Source organism: Flavobacterium ajazii (assembly GCF_010614725.1).
Lineage (GTDB): Bacteria > Bacteroidota > Bacteroidia > Flavobacteriales > Flavobacteriaceae > Flavobacterium > Flavobacterium ajazii.
The window spans coordinates 119,024-137,736 of record NZ_JAAEHL010000013.1 but is presented as its reverse complement, the minus strand read 5'-3'; the positions used below and the strand labels follow the sequence as shown (position 1 = coordinate 137,736).

General features: G+C 34.7%; 16 protein-coding genes. 9 read left to right on the top strand and 7 right to left on the bottom strand.

Annotated elements, in window-relative coordinates; genetic code table 11:
* Positions 1-48 precede the first annotated feature (48 nt).
* From GWR14_RS20550 to GWR14_RS20540, 3 genes are read left to right on the top strand one after another with little or no spacing between them, the layout of a single operon-like run.
* Positions 49-531: a DUF2271 domain-containing protein gene (locus tag GWR14_RS20550; RefSeq protein ID WP_163411020.1), complete on the top strand. Its 483-nt coding sequence runs from the start codon at positions 49-51 to the stop codon at positions 529-531.
* 27 nt (positions 532-558) lie between these two features.
* Positions 559-2,742, top strand: coding sequence for a PepSY domain-containing protein (locus GWR14_RS20545; RefSeq protein WP_163411019.1), 2,184 nt, complete (start codon positions 559-561; stop codon positions 2,740-2,742).
* 13 nt (positions 2,743-2,755) lie between these two features.
* On the top strand, positions 2,756-3,760 hold the full coding sequence (locus GWR14_RS20540) for an FAD:protein FMN transferase (RefSeq protein ID WP_163411018.1): 1,005 nt from the start codon (positions 2,756-2,758) through the stop codon (positions 3,758-3,760).
* 518 nt (positions 3,761-4,278) lie between these two features.
* Here the strand turns inward: GWR14_RS20540 and GWR14_RS20535 are convergent.
* Positions 4,279-5,310 carry a LacI family DNA-binding transcriptional regulator gene (locus GWR14_RS20535; RefSeq protein WP_163411047.1) on the bottom strand — a complete coding sequence of 344 codons (1,032 nt, stop codon included), beginning with the start codon at positions 5,308-5,310 and terminating at the stop codon, positions 4,279-4,281.
* A 207-nt stretch (positions 5,311-5,517) separates the two neighbouring features.
* On the opposite strand from GWR14_RS20535, the gene GWR14_RS20530 reads away from it, so the two are divergent.
* The 6 genes from GWR14_RS20530 to GWR14_RS20505 all read left to right on the top strand — a co-directional run bounded on the left by GWR14_RS20530 (position 5,518) and on the right by GWR14_RS20505 (position 11,540).
* Positions 5,518-8,136, top strand: a complete 2,619-nt coding sequence (locus tag GWR14_RS20530; RefSeq protein WP_163411017.1) for a glycoside hydrolase family 3 C-terminal domain-containing protein — start codon at positions 5,518-5,520, stop codon at positions 8,134-8,136.
* Positions 8,137-8,275: 139 nt separating this feature from the next.
* Positions 8,276-9,076, top strand: coding sequence for a polysaccharide deacetylase family protein (locus GWR14_RS20525; RefSeq protein WP_163411016.1), 801 nt, complete (start codon positions 8,276-8,278; stop codon positions 9,074-9,076).
* A 150-nt stretch (positions 9,077-9,226) separates the two neighbouring features.
* Complete coding sequence (locus tag GWR14_RS20520; RefSeq protein ID WP_163411015.1) at positions 9,227-9,718, top strand: TlpA family protein disulfide reductase; 492 nt, start codon at positions 9,227-9,229, stop codon at positions 9,716-9,718.
* Positions 9,719-9,870: 152 nt separating this feature from the next.
* On the top strand, positions 9,871-10,548 hold the full coding sequence (locus GWR14_RS20515) for a YiiX family permuted papain-like enzyme (protein WP_163411014.1): 678 nt from the start codon (positions 9,871-9,873) through the stop codon (positions 10,546-10,548).
* 229 nt (positions 10,549-10,777) lie between these two features.
* Entirely contained in the window at positions 10,778-11,230 is a 453-nt protein-coding gene (locus tag GWR14_RS20510) for a hypothetical protein (RefSeq protein ID WP_163411013.1), read from the top strand.
* 4 nt (positions 11,231-11,234) lie between these two features.
* Positions 11,235-11,540 carry a hypothetical protein gene (locus GWR14_RS20505; RefSeq protein WP_163411012.1) on the top strand — a complete coding sequence of 102 codons (306 nt, stop codon included), beginning with the start codon at positions 11,235-11,237 and terminating at the stop codon, positions 11,538-11,540.
* A 43-nt stretch (positions 11,541-11,583) separates the two neighbouring features.
* Here the strand turns inward: GWR14_RS20505 and GWR14_RS20500 are convergent, their stop codons facing one another.
* The 6 genes from GWR14_RS20500 to pta all read right to left on the bottom strand — a co-directional run bounded on the left by GWR14_RS20500 (position 11,584) and on the right by pta (position 18,699).
* Positions 11,584-12,312, bottom strand: coding sequence for an SH3 domain-containing protein (locus GWR14_RS20500; RefSeq protein WP_163411011.1), 729 nt, complete (start codon positions 12,310-12,312; stop codon positions 11,584-11,586).
* Positions 12,313-12,436: 124 nt separating this feature from the next.
* Positions 12,437-13,231 (bottom strand): DUF7003 family protein, encoded by a 795-nt coding sequence (locus GWR14_RS20495; RefSeq protein ID WP_163411010.1) that lies wholly within the window; start codon positions 13,229-13,231, stop codon positions 12,437-12,439.
* Positions 13,232-13,355: 124 nt separating this feature from the next.
* Positions 13,356-14,744, bottom strand: a complete 1,389-nt coding sequence (locus tag GWR14_RS20490) for a M20/M25/M40 family metallo-hydrolase (protein ID WP_163411009.1) — start codon at positions 14,742-14,744, stop codon at positions 13,356-13,358.
* Positions 14,745-14,893: 149 nt separating this feature from the next.
* The gene (locus tag GWR14_RS20485; protein WP_163411008.1) at positions 14,894-15,316 is read right to left on the bottom strand and encodes a DUF3995 domain-containing protein; all 423 of its coding nucleotides are present in this window, start codon (positions 15,314-15,316) and stop codon (positions 14,894-14,896) included.
* 14 nt (positions 15,317-15,330) lie between these two features.
* Positions 15,331-16,518 carry an acetate/propionate family kinase gene (locus GWR14_RS20480; RefSeq protein WP_163411007.1) on the bottom strand — a complete coding sequence of 396 codons (1,188 nt, stop codon included), beginning with the start codon at positions 16,516-16,518 and terminating at the stop codon, positions 15,331-15,333.
* 87 nt (positions 16,519-16,605) lie between these two features.
* Complete coding sequence (pta, locus tag GWR14_RS20475) at positions 16,606-18,699, bottom strand: phosphate acetyltransferase (protein ID WP_163411006.1); 2,094 nt, start codon at positions 18,697-18,699, stop codon at positions 16,606-16,608.
* Positions 18,700-18,713 lie beyond the last annotated feature (14 nt).

Genomic DNA, 18,713 nt, shown 5'->3' with positions numbered 1-18,713 from the left:
ATTTCAATTTTTTAAATTCAAAATTCCAATAAAATAAATTAATTTCAAATGAAATCCATAATTAAAACTGCTCTTACGGGCGCCCTTATATGCCTTGTTTCTTTTAATATAAATGCACAGTCATCAAAATATAAATGTATGCTCCAAATGTCAAACTACATGGGTGAAGGAGCTTACATAGTGGTATCACTTATCAACGTTAAAGGAGATTATGAAAAAACGCTTTATGTAATGGGTGATGACAAGAAATGGTATAAATCATTAAAAGAGTGGAATAAATTTTATTCTCAGAAACCTACCGATATCAGTGCCAAAACAGGAGCATCTGTTACAGGTGGTGACCGAAGCATTACAACTATAGAAATTGAAGATTCTAAAATTAACAAAGGATACAAATTGCGTTTTGAGTCGGCTGTTGAAGATCAAAAATACTATGTAAATGATCTTGAAATTCCGCTTACAACCGAAGGCCTTGCTGAAAAAACAGAAGGCAAAGGATACATTAGATACGTAAGGCTGAACAAAATATAATACGATTACATTTCTAGAATACACTCAATGACTCTTTCTTTCTGGCGTTACGCACATCTGGTTTTAGCCTTATTTTCTTCAGTATTTTTGTTTTTAGCTTCGGTAACCGGAATAATTCTGGCGGTCGATGCGGCACAGGAAAAAACATTGCCGTACAAAGCAGCAAATTTTGATCAGATAACTTTAGGCGAAACACTACCGGTATTAAAAAAAGCGTACACGGAAATTACAGAACTGAGCATCGATTATAATCAGTTTGTCACACTGCAGGCAATCGATGAAGACGGAAATGATATCAATGCATATATCGATCCTAAAACCGGTAAAGTCTTAGGAACTCCAGTAAAAAAAAGTGAATTTATTCAATGGATTACCGGTTTTCATCGTTCTTTGTTTCTTCACGAAACAGGACGATTCTTTGTTGGCGTAATCTCTTTTTGTTTATTACTAATATCAATTTCGGGTTTCGTGCTTGTTTTAAAAAGACAGCGCGGCATCCGAAATTTCTTTTCAAAAATAATCAGGGAATATTTTGCCCAGTATTATCATGTTGTTTTAGGCAGATTGGCTTTAATTCCGATTTTGATTATTGCACTTACCGGAACTTATCTTTCGCTTGAAAGATTTAACTTTTTTATGGGTGAAGAAAAAGCAAAACCTGTAAAAACAGAACTTTCGGAAAAAGATCAAAAAACTTCGATCTTTAAAAGCACACTTTTATCAGATGTAAAAAAAATCGAATTCCCTTTTACAGATGATCCTGAAGAATATTACATCATCGAATTAAAAGACCGTGAAATTGAAGTAAATCAGGTCAATGGTACTGTTGTTTCAGAAAAGCTTTCACCTGTAACAGTTCAGTTATCTGCGTTAAGCCTTGATCTTCATACCGGAAGAATCAATGCTGTATGGGCAGTTATTTTGGGGTTGGCCTGCATCAACATCCTTTTCTTTATATATTCAGGATTTGCGATAACTTTAAAAAGACGTTCAGGCCGTGTAAAAAATAAATTCAAAGCCAATGAAAGCAATATAATCCTTTTAGTAGGTTCTGAAAACGGAAGTTCTTTAAGATTTGCCAGTGCTATTCTTAAACAATTAACTAATCAGGGACACAAAGCTTTTATAACAGAATTAAACCATTTTTCTGCATATCCGAAAGCAGAGCATATTATTGTCTTTTCTTCGACACATGGTTTGGGAGATGCGCCTTCAAATGCAAATAAATTTAAAGCACTTTTGCAAAAACAGCAGCAACATCAAAAAATCAGTTTCTCGGTAGTGGGTTTTGGTTCAAAATCATATCCTGATTTTTGCGGATTTGCTATAGAAATAGATCAGCTTTTAGAAACTCAAAACTGGGCGGAACGCTTTCTGGAATTACAAACTGTTAATGATAAATCGGCTGTAGAATTTGTAAACTGGGTAAAATTGTGGAGCGAAAAAACCGGAATTACATTAGCTACGACTCCATCTTTATACAATCATGTTCCAAAAGGGCTGCAGAAATTAATGGTCTTAAACAAAACAGCTACTTCTGATTCTGAACATACTTTTATAGTAACCTTAAGAGCTAATTCAAGAGTTAAATTTTCTTCCGGAGATTTGCTGGCTGTTTATCCGGCAAACGATTCCCGCGAACGCCTCTACTCAATTGGAAATCATTCCGGAAACATACAACTGGTTGTAAAACTGCATCCAAATGGATTGGGCTCCGGATTTTTAAATGACCTTGAAACAGGAAGTACTATTAAAGCCCGAATCATTAATAATAAGGCTTTTCATTTTCCTGCCAAAGCTCCAAAAGTGGCCTTAATTTCAAACGGAACCGGAATTGCTCCTTTCCTTGGAATGATTGAGCAAAACAGAAAAAAAACAGAAACTCACTTGTACTGCGGTTTTAGAATGGAAACCGAAACCGTTTCCGGCTACAAAAAGTTTTCGAACGAAATGATTCAGAAACAAAAACTTACGAGTTTTCATCTGGCTCTTTCCCGCGAAGCAGAACATATTTATGTGATGGATTTAATAAAACGTGATGCATCCTTTTTTGTTAATTTATTACAAGAGGGCGGCGTTATTATGATTTGTGGCTCACTTGTTATGCAAAACGATGTAGAAGCAATTTTAAACGAATTATGTCTGATAAACAGCATCAAAAATCTTTATGATTACAAGAAAAATGGACAATTACTAACTGACTGCTATTAATAATTTTATATCAATGAAGCTCTCTTATTGTAAAATTTTATTTCTTTTTCTTCTTGTCTGGAGCATTTCAGGAAATTCACAGATATTACGCAAAAGAACCACTTTGTTGATGGGAGGACGTTTTGACATCAGCATTGTTGCCAACGATTCCCTGACAGCTGAACAAAATATAGACGAGGTAATTGCAGAAATCAGCCGTATCGAAAACCTGATTTCAGACTGGAAACCAACTTCTCAGGTTTCTGAAGTGAATCAGAATTCGGGAATCAAACCTGTAAAAGTGGATCGTGAAGTTTTTGAATTGACACAAAGAGCAATAAAATTATCCCAACTGACCAATGGCGCTTTCGATATCAGTTTTGCTGCAATGGACAGAATCTGGAAATTTGACGGCTCAATGACCGAAATGCCTTCTGCAGAAGCTATAAAAAAGTCGGTTGAGAAAGTCGGATATAAAAATATTGTTTTAGATAGTGTTCAATCCACCATTTTCTTAAAACTAAAAGGAATGAAAATAGGTTTTGGAGCTTTGGGAGAAGGATACGCCACCGACAAATGTCGTGATATGATGCTTGCCAAAGGAATAAAATCCGGAATTGTAAACGCATCTGGTGATATGACCACCTGGGGCAAACAGGTTAACGGAAAAGACTGGAATATCGGTATCACAAACCCTTTTCAGCCTGATGCTGTTTTTGCTGTGGTTCCTTTAAACGGAGGTGCCGTAACGACATCCGGCAATTATGAAAAGTTTGTTGAATTTAATGGCAAACGGTATTCTCACATTATCAATCCCGCAACAGGATATCCGGCTACAGGACTTTGCAGTGTAACCGTTTTTGGTCCTAAAGCAGAAACTGCAAACGGATTCAGTACTTCTTTAATGGTTTTAGGAAAAAAATCAGGAATGGAATTGATTAATCAATATCCTGATTACAGCTGTATTATGATTACGGATGATGGTAAAATTATTAAATCTAAAAATTTTAAAATTCGTAAATTCAATTCTAAATTATAATTCTGTTATAAGGTGTTATAATTCAACTTTTTTTAAAATGTACAAGTCTGTAAATATGAATATCGAAATGAATAAAGGAGATATAAATATTAATATTTCGAATAAATCAAAAAAACCGAAAGTATTAATTCTCATAAACATAATTATCAACCAAATTGCAAAAAGCCAAAGATTTAATACACCAAAAAAAGAATAGACAAAGCTGCTTTTCACGACGGTTTGAAATCTAACCAACTTGTATAAAATTAATCTCAACGCAATTATTGAAATTCCAAAAAATATAGCCCAAATAATACTTTTTAAAAAATATTTCTGGAGTATAAATCCATAGAAAACGTGTTTTTCATATGAACTGAATAAACAGTACAAAGTCCAAACATTTATAATTATCAAACTATAAACAAGATTTCTTAAATATTTTTCTTTCATTGTTTGATTATCTAAAGGTCATACAAACTGAATGCAAATTTCTTAAAAATAAAAGCTTTTATACCAATTAGAAATGACAATTAAATAAATTATTTCCTTGCCGAAGACTCCCGAACCAAAACTTCAGTATTCAGAAAAGTAATTTCCTTAACCTCGTCCTGTTTAGCAGATTTTAGGTTTTTAATGATGATTTCGGCGGCAGCCTTACCCATTTTTTCAGCAGGGTGCGTTATGGTTGAAAGGTTTGGATCAATAATTTCAGAAATTGGGTCATTATTAAACCCAATTACAGCAACATCTTCAGGAACTTTTAGGCCTCTTTTTTTGGCAGTCTGTACTGCACTTACGGCAATAATATCCCCGGGAGCAAAAATACCGTCCGGGATTGGGTTTAAATCAAATAATTTGTTGCTTGCCTTTACGCCCGCTTCATATGTAACCGACTTTAAGTTCACAATCAATTCTTCATCCACAGGAAGATTATGGTCTCTGAGGGCTTCGGTATAACCTCTTTTTCTTTCGTTATACAGATTACCAAATTCAGATCCTGCAGTTAAATGTGCAATTCGGGTACAGCCCTGATCAATAAGGTGTTTAGTAGCTTTATAACCCGCAGAATAGTTATCAATAACCACTCTGAAAGTATTAAAATCTTTAGGAACCCTGTCGACAAAAACAAGCGGAATATTGTTGTTCGAAAATTGCAAAAAATGCGAGGTATCTCTGGTTTCCATAGCCAAAGAGCAAATAACGCCGCTTACACGATTACTATACAAAGACTTAGCCATATTTACCTCCTCTTCTGAAGAGTCATGTGACTGCATAATAATTACGGTATAACCCGATTTTTGAGCAGCAATCTCGATACCACTAATTAACGAAGACAAGAAAGGCTGCGTAACGGTCGGAATCAAAACACCTATAGTTTTGGTTTTATTTCCTCTTAAACCTGCTGCCAGCGTATTAGGCACAAAACCCATTTCTTCAGCGGTTTTCTTTACTTTTTTTATCGTTTTTTCACTAATAGTGTGGTGATCTTTTAAAGCTCTTGAAATGGTTGAAGTAGCCAGATTTAGCCTCTCTGCAATATCGTATATTGTGACATATTTATTTTCTTCCATGGAATAAGTAATAATTGTAGTGTAAATATAATAATTTCTCCTATAAACAATCTTCAAAAACATTTTCAGCTTTTAGGATTGTAACTATTTTCCCTAATTTTTTAACTTTATTATTTAAAAAATATTTTCTTTATACAATCGGTTGTGTTATTTTTATTTTTTATCTGAATAAACTATCTAACCATCATTTTTGAAAACTACAATTATATGAAACCATTTCTTTGTCTTCTAATTTTGGCTACAGCCTTACAGGCAAACAGTCAGGAAAAAAAAGAAAAATTTCTTTTTCAGAATCCAAATTTAAGTTTTGAAAAAAGAGTTGATGATCTTGTAAGCCAACTAACGCTGGAAGAAAAAGTATCACAAATGCTCAACTCCTCTCCTGCTATTCCAAGACTCGAAATTCCTGCGTATGACTGGTGGAATGAAACGCTTCACGGAGTGGCAAGAACGCCTTTTAAAGTCACTGTTTATCCGCAGGCTATTGCCATGGCGGCGACTTTTGATAAAAATTCACTTTTTAAAATGGCCGATTATTCTGCGCTCGAAGGAAGAGCTATTTATAACAAAGCTGTCGAATCAGGCCGGACCAATGAACGTTACCTCGGACTTACTTACTGGACACCCAATATCAATATTTTTCGTGATCCACGATGGGGACGCGGACAGGAAACCTATGGTGAAGACCCTTATTTGACAGCTGTTTTAGGCGATTCATTTGTAAAAGGCCTACAGGGAGACGATCCAAAATACCTAAAAGCAGCTGCATGCGCCAAACATTATGCCGTTCACAGCGGTCCGGAACCTCTGCGCCATACTTTTGATGTTGATGTAACGCCTTATGAACTTTGGGATACCTATTTGCCTGCTTTTCAAAAACTGGTAACCGAATCGAAAGTTGCCGGAGTTATGTGTGCTTACAATGCTTTTAGAACCCAGCCTTGTTGTGCGAGTGATATTCTAATGACTGATATTTTAAGAAAACAATGGAAGTTTGACGGTTATGTAACTTCTGACTGCTGGGCGATTGACGATTTCTTTAAAAACCATAAAACCCACCCAGATGCTGAATCTGCTTCTGCTGATGCTGTTTTCCACGGAACCGATATTGATTGCGGAACTGATGCCTATAAAGCTTTGGTACAGGCCGTAAAATCAGGAAAAATCTCTGAAAAACAAATTGATATTTCCGTAAAACGTCTTTTTATGATCCGTTTCAGATTAGGAATGTTTGATCCTGTCGAAATGGTAAAATATGCTCAGACGCCTGCAACAGTCTTAGAAAGTGATGAACATAAAATACATGCCCTAAAAATGGCAAGACAATCCATGGTGTTGCTTAAAAACGAAAACAGAACCCTTCCATTGAGCAAAAAACTAAAAAAAATTGTGGTACTTGGCCCAAATGCAGATAATTCAATTGCTATTTTAGGAAATTACAACGGAATCCCCTCTAAACTGACAACCGTTTTACAAGGCATCAAAGAAAAAGTAGGGAAAGATACAGAAGTGGTTTATGAGAAAGCCGTAAATTTTACGAATGATACTTTATTGGTTTATGCGAATGTTAAAAACCAATATTCGTTTGAAGGAAAACAAGGTTTTAAAGCCGAATATTTCAGTAACACAAACCTTTCAGGTGATCCTGAAACGATTCGGACTGAAACAGAAATCAATAACCTGTGGCAGGAAGGCGAAGTAGTTACAAAATCGATAAAAGCCAATAATTTTTCCGCACGCTACACAACCAATTTTACAGCGTTACAAGATGGCAGTATTACATTTGAGCTTACCGCAGATGATGGCTACCGATTTTTGATTGACGGAAAAGAAGTTTTGAATGCCTGGAAAAAAAATCGCTGGGGAGGGCAAACCTATCAGCTAAAAACGAAAAAAGGTTCTGTTTATAATTTAGTGGTCGAATACTGGCAGGGAGACGGAAAAGCCAATGCAGCCTTACACGCAGGAAATTATGAGAAAACTGATTTCAATTTACTTACCAATCGTATAAAAGATACCGATGCTTTTGTTTTTGTTGGCGGAATATCACCTCAACTCGAAGGCGAAGAAATGAAAGTTAATTTTCCCGGTTTCAAAGGAGGCGACCGAACCTCTATTTTATTGCCTGAAATTCAGACTGAATTGTTGAAATCGCTGAAAACTACCGGAAAACCAGTCGTTTTTGTCATGATGACCGGAAGTGCCATTGCCATTCCGTGGGAAGCTGAAAATATACCTGCAATTGTAAATTCCTGGTATGGCGGACAAGCAGCCGGAACCGCTGTTGCAGATATTATTTTTGGAGATTACAATCCGGCGGGAAGATTGCCCGTTACATTTTATAAAAGCGACGCCGACTTAGCTTCCTTTGTTGATTATAAAATGGATAACAGAACGTATCGCTATTTTAAAGGAGCTCCTCTTTATGGATTTGGATACGGACTTAGTTATACCACATTTAAGTATGATAATTTAAAAATTGCTTCTCCAATAGCAAAAGGCAAAACTATTCCTGTCTCCATTAAAGTAACTAATACAGGTAAAATTTCGGGTGAAGAAGTCGTTCAGTTGTATGTTATTAATGAAAATGCATCGATAAAAGCACCTTTGAAAACTTTGAAAGGATTTGAGCGAATCAGTCTTGAAGCCGGAGAAAGCAAAACAGTTACATTTACACTTTCACCTGAAGATCTTTCATACATTACCGTCGAAGGAAATCAGCAGCAATACAATGGTAAAGTAAAAATTGCTGTTGGAGGAAATCAGCCCGATGAGTCTAATAAAACCAGTGGAAACATTGTAACTAAAACTATTGAAATACAATAACAAATTCAATTTCAATGACAATTTCAATGGCAATGAAAATGAAAATGAAAATGGCAATTGAAAATGGCAATTGAAAAATGGTAAGAATGAAACGACGATACAAATAAAAATCTGGTAACTTAATCAATTAAACCAAAATATGAATCTAAAAAACTGCATCGCTTTCTTAGTGCTATCTTTAATAAATACTTCGGCATTTGCCCAGTCAGAAAGCCGAAACTGGAATGGTAAAAAATGTGCCGTTGTACTGACTTATGATGATGCCCTAAATATTCATCTTGACAAGGTTATTCCGATGCTGAATTCGTATCAGTTCAAAGGAACATTTTATCTGATAGGCAACTCCCCTGTTGTTTCAAAAAGAATTCCCGAATGGCGAATTGCTGCAAAACAGGGACATGAGCTGGGCAATCATACTCTCAACCATCCATGTGACGGCAGTTTGCCTGGAAGAGGTTTTGTTACCGCAGAAACTGATTTATCAAAATATACAGTTGCAAGGGCGGTCAATGAAATCAGAATTACAAATACTTTATTGAATGCAATTGATGGTAAAACTGAACGTACATTTGCTTATCCTTGCGGAGATTTAACCATTAAGGATACACTTTATTATAATTTTCTAAAAAATGATTTTGTGGCTGCCAGAGGCGTTGTTTCTGGCTATGCAAACATGAAGGATGTTGATTTTTCTAATGTAAATTCGTTTTTCCAAAACGGAAGTACCGCCGAACAAATGATAGCGCAAATTGAAGAAGCGGAGAAAAAAGGCTCTTTTATTGTTTTTCTTTTTCATGGCGTAGGCGGCGAACATCCTTTGAATATCGATTTGAAAGAACATCAAAAATTACTGGAATATTTAAAGAAAAGAAAAAAAGATATCTGGACAGCCCCAATGGTTGAAGTGGCAGAATATATCAGGGAAAATCAAAATAATTAAAGCTCTGAGATAAAAATAAAATTCTGTCTTCGTGATATTTAAAACAAATTATCCTGAAATACTTACTTTTATTGAGAAAATTTAAATACTGTTATTTATATTTGTGCGAAAATAAAAACAGGATTCATTCCCCAAATTGATCGCTGAATTATGAAAAAAATGTTTTTTACTGCACTATTATTGTCTCTTTTTATCAATAATACTCAGGCACAGGTTGTAGGTCTTGAAATTGGTGACATCGCCCCGGAAATTGACCTTCCGGATACAAAAGGAGAAAAAGTTGCTCTTTCATCTTTAAGAGGGACACTGGTATTAGTTGACTTCTGGGCTACATGGTGTGGTCCTTGCATAAAAGAACAGCCGGAATTACTAAAATTATACAACACCTATCCTGATAAACTTTCTATTTACGGCGTTTCTCTAGATTCAAAAAAACCAACATGGGCCGGAACAATTACAAAACTGAAACTTCCGTGGACACAGGTAAGTGATTTAAAATACTGGAGTTCGCCAGTTGTTTCAGACTATATGGTACAGGCGCTCCCTTATAACTTTTTACTGGATAAAAACGGAATTATCATAGCAAAAAACATTCACGGTGTCAAACTAAACGAGCTGGTAAAACAACTTACAAGTAATTAATCTTTATTCTTCTCTTGCAAAATAAGGCAGTCAGAAGAATTTAATCCCGAAAAACCACTTTTATTATATTTCCGAAAATAGCTGTCGATTTATTTGGCAGCTATTTTTTTTATTACTTACTTTGTAACTCAAAGTACTTTAATTTACACTTTATGAAAAACAAGAAATATTTATTTACGCTTATTACTTTCATCCTAAGTTTTGGATGTGCCTTGTTTGTGGCAACAAAAGTTTTTCCTAATAATCCGTTTACAGGAACTAAGCCGGAAAAGATTACTTCAGACAAATTCAAAGATGGCGATATTATTTTTCAGACCTCTGAATCAGCTCAATTTGAAGCTGTACGAATTGCAACAAAATCGAAGTTTTCCCACTGTGGTATAATTTTTACTGAAAACGGTAAACAATTTGTCTTTGAAGCTGTTCAGCCTGTAAAAGTAACACCATTGGAAAACTGGATCAGGCATGGAAGAAATTCCAAATATGTTGTAAAAAGATTAAAAAATGCCTCAGCAGTTTTGAATGCAGAAACGCTTCAAAAAATGAAATCCTACGGAAATCAATTTATCGGCAAAGAATACGATGCTTACTTTGAATGGACAGACAACAGAATCTATTGCTCTGAATTAGTCTGGAAAATATATAAAAACGGAGCCGGAATTGAACTTTCACAACTTAGAGAACTGAAAGAATTTAGTTTAGACGATCCGAGAGTTCAAACTATATTGAAAGAACGTTACGGCAATGAGATTCCGCTTAACGAAAAAGTCGTTGCCCCTTCTGACCTTGCCGATTCTAAACTTTTGACAACGGTTTTCGATAATTATTAAGAAACACTAATAATTTATAAAAGAAATGTTATACTGTGGGGAGTTAGAGCTTTTAATTTAAAGGGCTTCAACTGAGTTTATCCTGAGCGAAGCCGAACGGACTCAGTCTGACATGTTCAAAACCCAACAACAAACAACCAAAAACCAATAACTATTAAAAGCTATTTCAATTTAGCTTTTTTATTCCCTATTTAACTTTGAATTTCAAAGAGCTTTAAAATATAAAACCATGAAAGACTACCTGATCGAAAAACTTTATGAATGTACCAAAGTACCTTATCAAAAATACTTTAAAAGAAACAAACCCTGGGAAATTGACAAAGCAACGCTCCTAAACTATCCGGAAGGCAGTTTAGGATTTGGCTTAGGAAACTTTCTTGATAAAAATCATTTTGATATGCAGCCCAAATTAGAAGATCATGATGTCATTCATGTTTTAACGAATACCGGAATTTCAGTTATTGATGAAATCGGGATGCAGTATTATCTTTTAGGAAACGGAAAGAGAAGTATGTATTTGTTTTTGGTAATCTTTTCGGGAACTCCCTTCTATCCTAAACAAATCAAGTATTTTATTGAACAATACAAAAGAGGCAAAAAAGCACATTCATTTCATTATCTGAATTTTTCAAATATGCTTTTTGTACCCATTAAAACGATTCAACACATTTTTAATATTTAACCTTATGCAAACGATCCAAAAAAAACTTTCAGAGGAAACCCGGACTATTGAATTGGTAATTGGAACTTTTATAATCAGTACTCTCTTATTTGCTTTTTATATGTTCACCAACAAAAATACTAATGTTCTGGTATTTGCTTTTCCGTTTGTTGTTTCAGCTTTGCTTCTAAACGGAATTATGCTGTTTCATCTGACAGATAGTTTTATAAAATTATATAATGAACGAAAAGATATATCTGTAAAAATTTTGTTGCTATTGAGTAATATTCCTATTGCCTTTTTGTATTATGTGATTGCGATGAAATCATGATTATTGAAATACAAAAATTATGAATACAGATGTTAAAGCAGAATTAACAACCTCTCGTATAACTCCATAGGTTTGGTTCTCCATTGTCATCAATAACTTTTAACCAACCTTCTGTATTGTATTCTAAATTTTGCTCCTCAGTTAATTCTGTGTTGCAGGGATGTTCTTTATATTTTATGACATTTACTTTACACCATTGCCCTACGGTTTCTGATGTAAGTTTAATTTCAAATAAATCTCCCCGGACAGAACCAATTATTTCACTATCAGATTTTGGTTCTTTTCGTAACCTCAACCCTGGCTCATTGGCATAATAGCCTAACTCATTTTTACTTTGCTTAATCAAATGATCAAACCAACTAAGAGGCTTAAAGCCTTGTTTTCTAATTTCAGTAATATTTAGCCAATAATTTTTTGATGCGTCAAGAACTTTTACAAACCCTTGAATTGAATCGGTGTAATTTATCGCATAAATTTCATAACCAATTTCTATATAATTTTCAATTTGTACTTTTTTACTGCCAGTCACAAAATAGATTTTATACGGAACCTGGTCATCTTTTTTTATGTCACCTACTCTTTTTAGTGTTCCGATAATTTTACCTTTTGGGTTGTCATAAACTGAAAATCCTTGTTCTGGAGAAAGAACACAACAATATTTTTCGGAAGTTTTCAAACTGTCAATTGCCGGAACAATAATGCCTCGTTTAGCATTCTGTGTAAAAACTAATAATGGAAAAAAAAGTATTAGTTCAAAAATTATTTTTTTCATATGGATTCTTATTCTGTTTCATATGGTTTTACATATTTTCCAAATCATCCTAAATGCAAAACCAACTTTCAATTAAACCTATTACCTAAATCCGTTGTAGACGTTAGTGCTAGCTATTTTGCTGTTATAGATTTCCCGATTCCCAATTTTTCCAACTATTATTAGTTTTTTGTGTCGGCTTCCAATTTGTAATATCTCTTGTTGTCAAAATCTTTGCTATTAATTTGTATGTTTCTTGTTTACTTGGCAGATTAGCCTTATCGTAGGGGCTAACAAAATGAAATTCGTCAATCGTCATAAGCTTTGGAATATCTTTAGGAATATGTTTTCGTATTTCATTTTCTCTAGCACTAATTAGTTTTGGATTTGTTTCATGTAAGTATCGAATTAAATCTCCGAAACCAATTAGACTTTTAGGATTGTCATAATCCCGTATTTGAATTCCCACTTTTTCATAGTTTTTATAGTTGTTGTCAAATGGAATGAATTCATCTCGAATTTTAATATCTTTTATTCCTTTGTCAATAAGTTCAAATGTTTCCATTTCCACACCATCTTTGTTTTCTATCCTTTCAAACTCACCTGAATCAATCAGAATTATACGTCCTGAATTTGTTATATAATTTCTTTCGGGATATTTATCTACAGGATAGTCAATACAGTTTCCAACATAGTCTAATTCGATTTCTGCTGAAGTTCCACGATTTTGATAGCCACTTTTCTCAAAAACGACAGCCCATCTTGTCGAATCTCCATACAAATGAATTCTACTTCCTGCAGTTTCACAATAACCATGTTCAAGGTCTAGGAAAAAGTTGTATTTAATGTCTTGTGGTTGTCCAATAGGATAATATTTGCTTGGAGTTCCATTAGCTGCTAAATCCAACTGCTCTAAGATTTCTGTTTCGTTAAAAGTCATTTTTTTTATCTCAATATCTTTATTTTTCAGCGTTCTCGAACAGCCAATTAAAAAGATTAATATTATTGACAATTGTCTCATACAATCAAAAATAGTTCATAGCTTTCTACATTCCTTTAAAAAATCAATTAACTACAGGAAGCACAATCCCTCCCTGATCAATCAAATAAAGCAAAGTCGTCATAGTAGCCGCACCAAGTTCCAGTTCTCTTTTGTTGATGGCATCAAATTTATCGTTCGCAGCATGATGATAATCAAAATAACGTTGAGAGTCTGGTTTTAAACCTGCTTTAACGATAGCTTTAGATGTCAAATGACCAATATCTGAACCTGCGTGCCCAATGGTGAAACTATGTACTAAATATGGCTCGAAAAGATCTTTATAACCTTGTATTTTTTTCAAATTGGCATCATCGGCTTCAATTGAGAAACCTCTTGGCGTAAATCCGCCTGAGTCACTTTCTAAAGCAAAAATATGATTCTCGTTCTTTTGCTTGGAGACTTCTTCGTATTTCGCACCGCCTTTTCCGCCATTTTCTTCGTTCATAAATAAAACGACACGAATTGTATTTTTAGGTTTGTAATTGAAACTTTTAAGGATGCGAACCACTTCCATACTTTGCACCACTCCTGCTCCATCGTCGTGAGAACCGTCAGCCAAATCCCAGGAATCCAAATGTCCTCCGACAACCATAATGTTTTCAGGTGTTACCGTTCCTTTCAATTCCCCGATTACGTTGTACGACAATACATCCGGCAGTGTTTCACACGATTGTTTGAAATAAAATTTTAAAGCAGGATTGTTTTTTAAAGTTGTGCTTAATAATTCAGCTCCATTTGTGCTGATGGCCGCTGTCGGGATATATTGTTCTTTTGGCAAATCACCATAACTTTGAGCTCCTGTATGTGGAAAATCATCTAAACGCAAATTCATCGAACGAACAATTGTGCCTACAGCCCCAAGTTTAGCAGCTTCTTTTGCTCCTGCAAATCTCTGGTCTACACACGCTCCATAAGATTTAAAGGTTTCAATATTTTCAGGATTCATCGGTCTGTTAAAAAATACAATTTTGCCTTTTACTTTATCTCCTAACATTTTTAACTCTTCAATACCCTGCACTTCTATCACTTCAGCCGTAAGTCCGGTTTTTGGGGTTGCAACAGAACCACCCAAAGCACAAATTGGTACTGCAGTTTTTACTTTTCCATTTAAGATAAAAGCAGTTTCTTTCTCACCACGTACCCAATGCGGTACCATAACTTCCTGCAAATATACTTTATCAAGTCCTAGACTTTCTAATTGTGACTTGGTATAATTAACCGCCAGTTGTGCATTCTGAGAACCTGATAAACGTGCTCCAATATCGTTGGACAAATACTCTAACCATGTATAACATTTAGAATCGGTTAAAGCTTTTTTATAAAATAATTTAATGTTTTTTTCATCAGTTGACTGTGCAAAAGCCATTAAACTGCTTAAAATCAAGACAGACAGAAGATTTGTTTTTTTCATAAAAATAAAAGATTTGGAGTTTCAAAAAATGAATTCGCAAGATAATGAATTAACATGTTGTTCTCTACACATTAAAACATATAATTTGTAACTAAATATTGACACAAAAAAACTCCCAATTACGGGAGTTAGTTATGATAATGTTCTCTTTAATTAGCGATTATTAGTAAAGTCAGTATTCCTATTATTAAACATAATGGCGAATAAAATTTGGTATCGTTAATTGCAAATCTGGTATTTTTTATCTTTTTGAAAAAACCTAAATATTTAAAATCTCCTATTGACCTTAGGATAAATATACCTGAAAGTATCCAAAGTCCTTTTTCATTAAGCCATAAGGGTAATTCTATTAAAATAAACCCTCCTTTTATCAAATAAAAAAGACCAAAACACAATAACCCGACAGCGACTATCAATGTAGCCAAAATCCCTGGCGGTTTCATTGGACTTCCGTCTGTTTTTGTAGGATAAACGCCCTGCGATCCCCTTTTTCCTCCAAAAGCCCAATAAAAATGGATAGATGAAAGAAAAAGAAATACCAGAAACAAAATAAGTGCTGTGACTTTTATCATCTTGCGAAATACAATTAATTACCTTGCAATAAATGATATACCTGATTAGCTATTTCAAATTCTTCATCGGTTGGTACCACCAAAATTTTTGCTTTTGAATTCGCCTGGTTGATTTCTCTGACCTCTTTTGAACGGATTTGATTTTTTTCCTTATCCAGTTCGATTCCAAAATAATCCATATCGGTACAAACCAACTGACGCATATAAGACGAATTTTCTCCAATTCCGGCAGTAAAAATAATAGCGTCCAAACCATTTAAAGCTGCGGCATAAGCCCCAATTGTTTTTTTGATTCGGTAAGCATTCATTAAAAGTGCTAACTGGCAATCTTTATTTCCTTTTCCGGCTTGTGCTTCAATATCACGCAAATCACTATAACCTGTCAAACCAAGCATACCGCTTTGTTTCAACAAAACAGCATTTACTTCATCCGGTGTATAATTTAAATTTTTAATCATATAAAAAATAACCGACTGGTCTATATCACCGGCTCGGGTTCCCATTATCAAACCATTCGAAGGTGAAAACCCCATTGTCGTGTCAATACATTTTCCGTCTTTAACAGCCGCCATACTGCATCCGTTTCCTAAATGAATGGTAATTATTTTAGAACTGTTTTCTAAAAACTCAATTGCTTTTTCTGAAACATACTTATGACTTGTTCCATGAAAACCATAAACACGGACTTTATTTTCTGTTAAAAAACTATTCGGAATAGCGTATTTATAAGCCACTTCGGGCATTGTCTGATGAAAAGCCGTATCAAAAACAGCAATTTGTTCTGCAGAATTAAAAATTTCTTCAGCAACATTGATTCCCTCTAAATTTGCAGGATTATGTAATGGTGCCAATTCAAAAAGCTGTTTGATTTTTGCTTTTACTTTTTCGTTAATTTTTACCGTCTCACTAAATTCGCTTCCACCATGCACTACACGATGTCCTACAGCATCAATTTCAGAAGTCGATTTGATAACGCCTTTTTTTGCATCTAAAAGCATATCAGCTACTTTCTGTAAACCTATTTTATGTGTTGCAATTGGCACTACTTCTTCATACGAATTAGACGAAGCCTTAAAAGTAACATTTGAACTTTCCAAGCCAATTCTGTCAATCATACCGGTACAAATCACTTCGTTTTCCGGCATAACCATTAATTGATATTTAATTGATGAACTTCCTGAGTTTATTATTAATATTTTCATTTAAAAAAATTATTTAATGATTAAAAGATTTAAATATTAAAAGATTAATTTTTAAATCCTTAAATATTTGAATCTTTTAATTGTAATTTACAATCCCTGCGCCTGAATAGCTGTAATTACGACTGTGTTTATAATATCATCTACGGTACAGCCTCGGCTTAAATCGTTTACAGGTTTATTTAATCCCTGCAGCATCGGACCGATTGCCAAAGCTCCGGTTTCTCTCTGAACGGCTTTGTAGGTATTATTTCCGGTATTCAAATCAGGGAAAATAAGCACACTCGCCTGCCCTGCCACTTCAGAATCCGGCATTTTGCTTTTTCCTACTGCACGATCCACGGCGGCATCGTACTGAATTGGTCCTTCAATTTTTAAATCCGGACGTTTTTGTTTTACGATTTCTGTTGCAGCCCTTACTTTTTCTACCTCATCTCCTTTTCCTGAAGATCCTGATGAATAAGAAAGCATTGCAATTTTTGGTTCAATGCCAAAAGCAGCACTTGACTCTGCCGATGAAATAGCGATTTCTGCCAATTGCTCAGCTGTTGGATTTGGATTAATAGCGCAATCTCCAAAAACAGAAACCCTGTCTTCCAGACACATAAAAAACACTGATGAAACTACAGATGAATTCGGCTTAGTTTTAATGAATTGCAATGCTGGTAAAATAGTGTGCTGTGTTGTATGTGCTGCTCCGGAAACCATTCCGTCTGCATGACCTTTGTAGACCATCATAGTTCCAAAATAGGAAACATCTTCCATTAAATCCCTTGCCATTGTAATGCTTACATTTTTCGCCTTTCGAAGCTCATAATAGGTATTGGCATAATCTTCATAAAATTCAGATTCAATCGGATTAATAATTTTTACTTTTGAAAAATCCAAAGCAAGTCCTAGTTCGGCAACTTTATTCTCAATTTGTTTTTTATCTCCAATAATTGAAATATCGACAACATCCATTGCTAATAATCTTGAAGCGGCCGTAATGATTCGATCGTCATTTCCTTCCGGCAAAACAATATGTTTGCGATACTGTTTGGCACGTTTTACCATATTATACTGAAACATTTTTGGTGTCATACCTTCGGGTTCGAAAGTAATTACCCTTTCAGATAAAGGTGCAATGTCAACGTATTTTTCAAAAGTACTGATGGACGTTTCTATTTTATGAGTGTTATTGGCATAAATCTCCGAATTAATAGCTCCAATTTTATTGGTAATATGATAAGTTCCGCCATCAACTGTAATAATCGGGACGATAGGAGAAAGTCCTTCTATAAGTTTCAGAATACTTTCTTCAGGAAAAATATTTCCGGTCAGAATAATTCCTGAGATAGTAGGATAATTAGCAGATTCATTTGCCTGTAAAGCTCCTAAAATAATATCGGAACGGTCTCCCGGAGTTATTACAAGCGCATTATCGTGCAGATGAACCAGATAATTATGCAGCTGCATGGCACCAACGCTGTAATGACCAATTTCATTATTCAGGTAATTTTCTCCGAATAAAACTTTGGCATCCAGCGCATTTACAATTTCCTGCATGGTCGGATTATTAAGACTTGAAATCAGCGGAATCGTATTTACCAAAACATTCGCAGGTAAACTTTTTTGCAGTCCCTTTGTAACCAATTCAATATTTTCAGGCTGCACTTTATTGGCAAAAACCGATAAAACCTCAACTTCCTTTAGTTTAAATGAATCATAGACCAGGTACAAACTGTCTACTAATTCATCCAGGGTTTTACCAACTCCTGAACCAATGATTATGGTCGGAATTCCAAGATTTTTGGCAATTAGAACATTCAGATCCAATTCGATTGACGTTCCTTCGCCGGTAAAACTGGTTCCTTCTACCAAAACAAAATCAAGACGCTCTTCCAGTTTTTTATATTTTTCAATAATCAGATCTAAAACTTCGCCTATTTTACCTTTATTTTTTTTCTTGATTAATTTGCTTTTGGTAATGGCATAAGCATCTTCAAATTCAATATCAAGGTTAAAATGCGAAAGAACAGTTTCAATATGATTATCTGATTCGCCATCGACAAAATCTTCAATAATTGGTCTAAAATAGCCCACTTTTGCGGTCTTGCCAATTAACAGACTCATTAAACCGAGTGTAATAATTGATTTTCCGCTATTCTGATCGCTTGTAGCTATGTATATTGCTTTACTCATAAATTATATTTTAA

What these genes read in the sequence shown, in the direction of transcription:
- GWR14_RS20550 (WP_163411020.1), top strand. Translation starts at nt 49, where the DNA reads ATGAAATCCATAATTAAAACTGCTCTTACGGGCGCCCTTATATGCCTT.
- GWR14_RS20545 (WP_163411019.1), top strand. Translation starts at nt 559, where the DNA reads ATGACTCTTTCTTTCTGGCGTTACGCACATCTGGTTTTAGCCTTATTT.
- GWR14_RS20540 (WP_163411018.1), top strand. Translation starts at nt 2,756, where the DNA reads ATGAAGCTCTCTTATTGTAAAATTTTATTTCTTTTTCTTCTTGTCTGG.
- GWR14_RS20535 (WP_163411047.1), bottom strand. Translation starts at nt 5,310, where the DNA reads ATGGAAGAAAATAAATATGTCACAATATACGATATTGCAGAGAGGCTA.
- GWR14_RS20530 (WP_163411017.1), top strand. Translation starts at nt 5,518, where the DNA reads ATGAAACCATTTCTTTGTCTTCTAATTTTGGCTACAGCCTTACAGGCA.
- GWR14_RS20525 (WP_163411016.1), top strand. Translation starts at nt 8,276, where the DNA reads ATGAATCTAAAAAACTGCATCGCTTTCTTAGTGCTATCTTTAATAAAT.
- GWR14_RS20520 (WP_163411015.1), top strand. Translation starts at nt 9,227, where the DNA reads ATGAAAAAAATGTTTTTTACTGCACTATTATTGTCTCTTTTTATCAAT.
- GWR14_RS20515 (WP_163411014.1), top strand. Translation starts at nt 9,871, where the DNA reads ATGAAAAACAAGAAATATTTATTTACGCTTATTACTTTCATCCTAAGT.
- GWR14_RS20510 (WP_163411013.1), top strand. Translation starts at nt 10,778, where the DNA reads ATGAAAGACTACCTGATCGAAAAACTTTATGAATGTACCAAAGTACCT.
- GWR14_RS20505 (WP_163411012.1), top strand. Translation starts at nt 11,235, where the DNA reads ATGCAAACGATCCAAAAAAAACTTTCAGAGGAAACCCGGACTATTGAA.
- GWR14_RS20500 (WP_163411011.1), bottom strand. Translation starts at nt 12,312, where the DNA reads ATGAAAAAAATAATTTTTGAACTAATACTTTTTTTTCCATTATTAGTT.
- GWR14_RS20495 (WP_163411010.1), bottom strand. Translation starts at nt 13,231, where the DNA reads ATGACTTTTAACGAAACAGAAATCTTAGAGCAGTTGGATTTAGCAGCT.
- GWR14_RS20490 (WP_163411009.1), bottom strand. Translation starts at nt 14,744, where the DNA reads ATGAAAAAAACAAATCTTCTGTCTGTCTTGATTTTAAGCAGTTTAATG.
- GWR14_RS20485 (WP_163411008.1), bottom strand. Translation starts at nt 15,316, where the DNA reads ATGATAAAAGTCACAGCACTTATTTTGTTTCTGGTATTTCTTTTTCTT.
- GWR14_RS20480 (WP_163411007.1), bottom strand. Translation starts at nt 16,518, where the DNA reads ATGAAAATATTAATAATAAACTCAGGAAGTTCATCAATTAAATATCAA.
- pta (WP_163411006.1), bottom strand. Translation starts at nt 18,699, where the DNA reads ATGAGTAAAGCAATATACATAGCTACAAGCGATCAGAATAGCGGAAAA.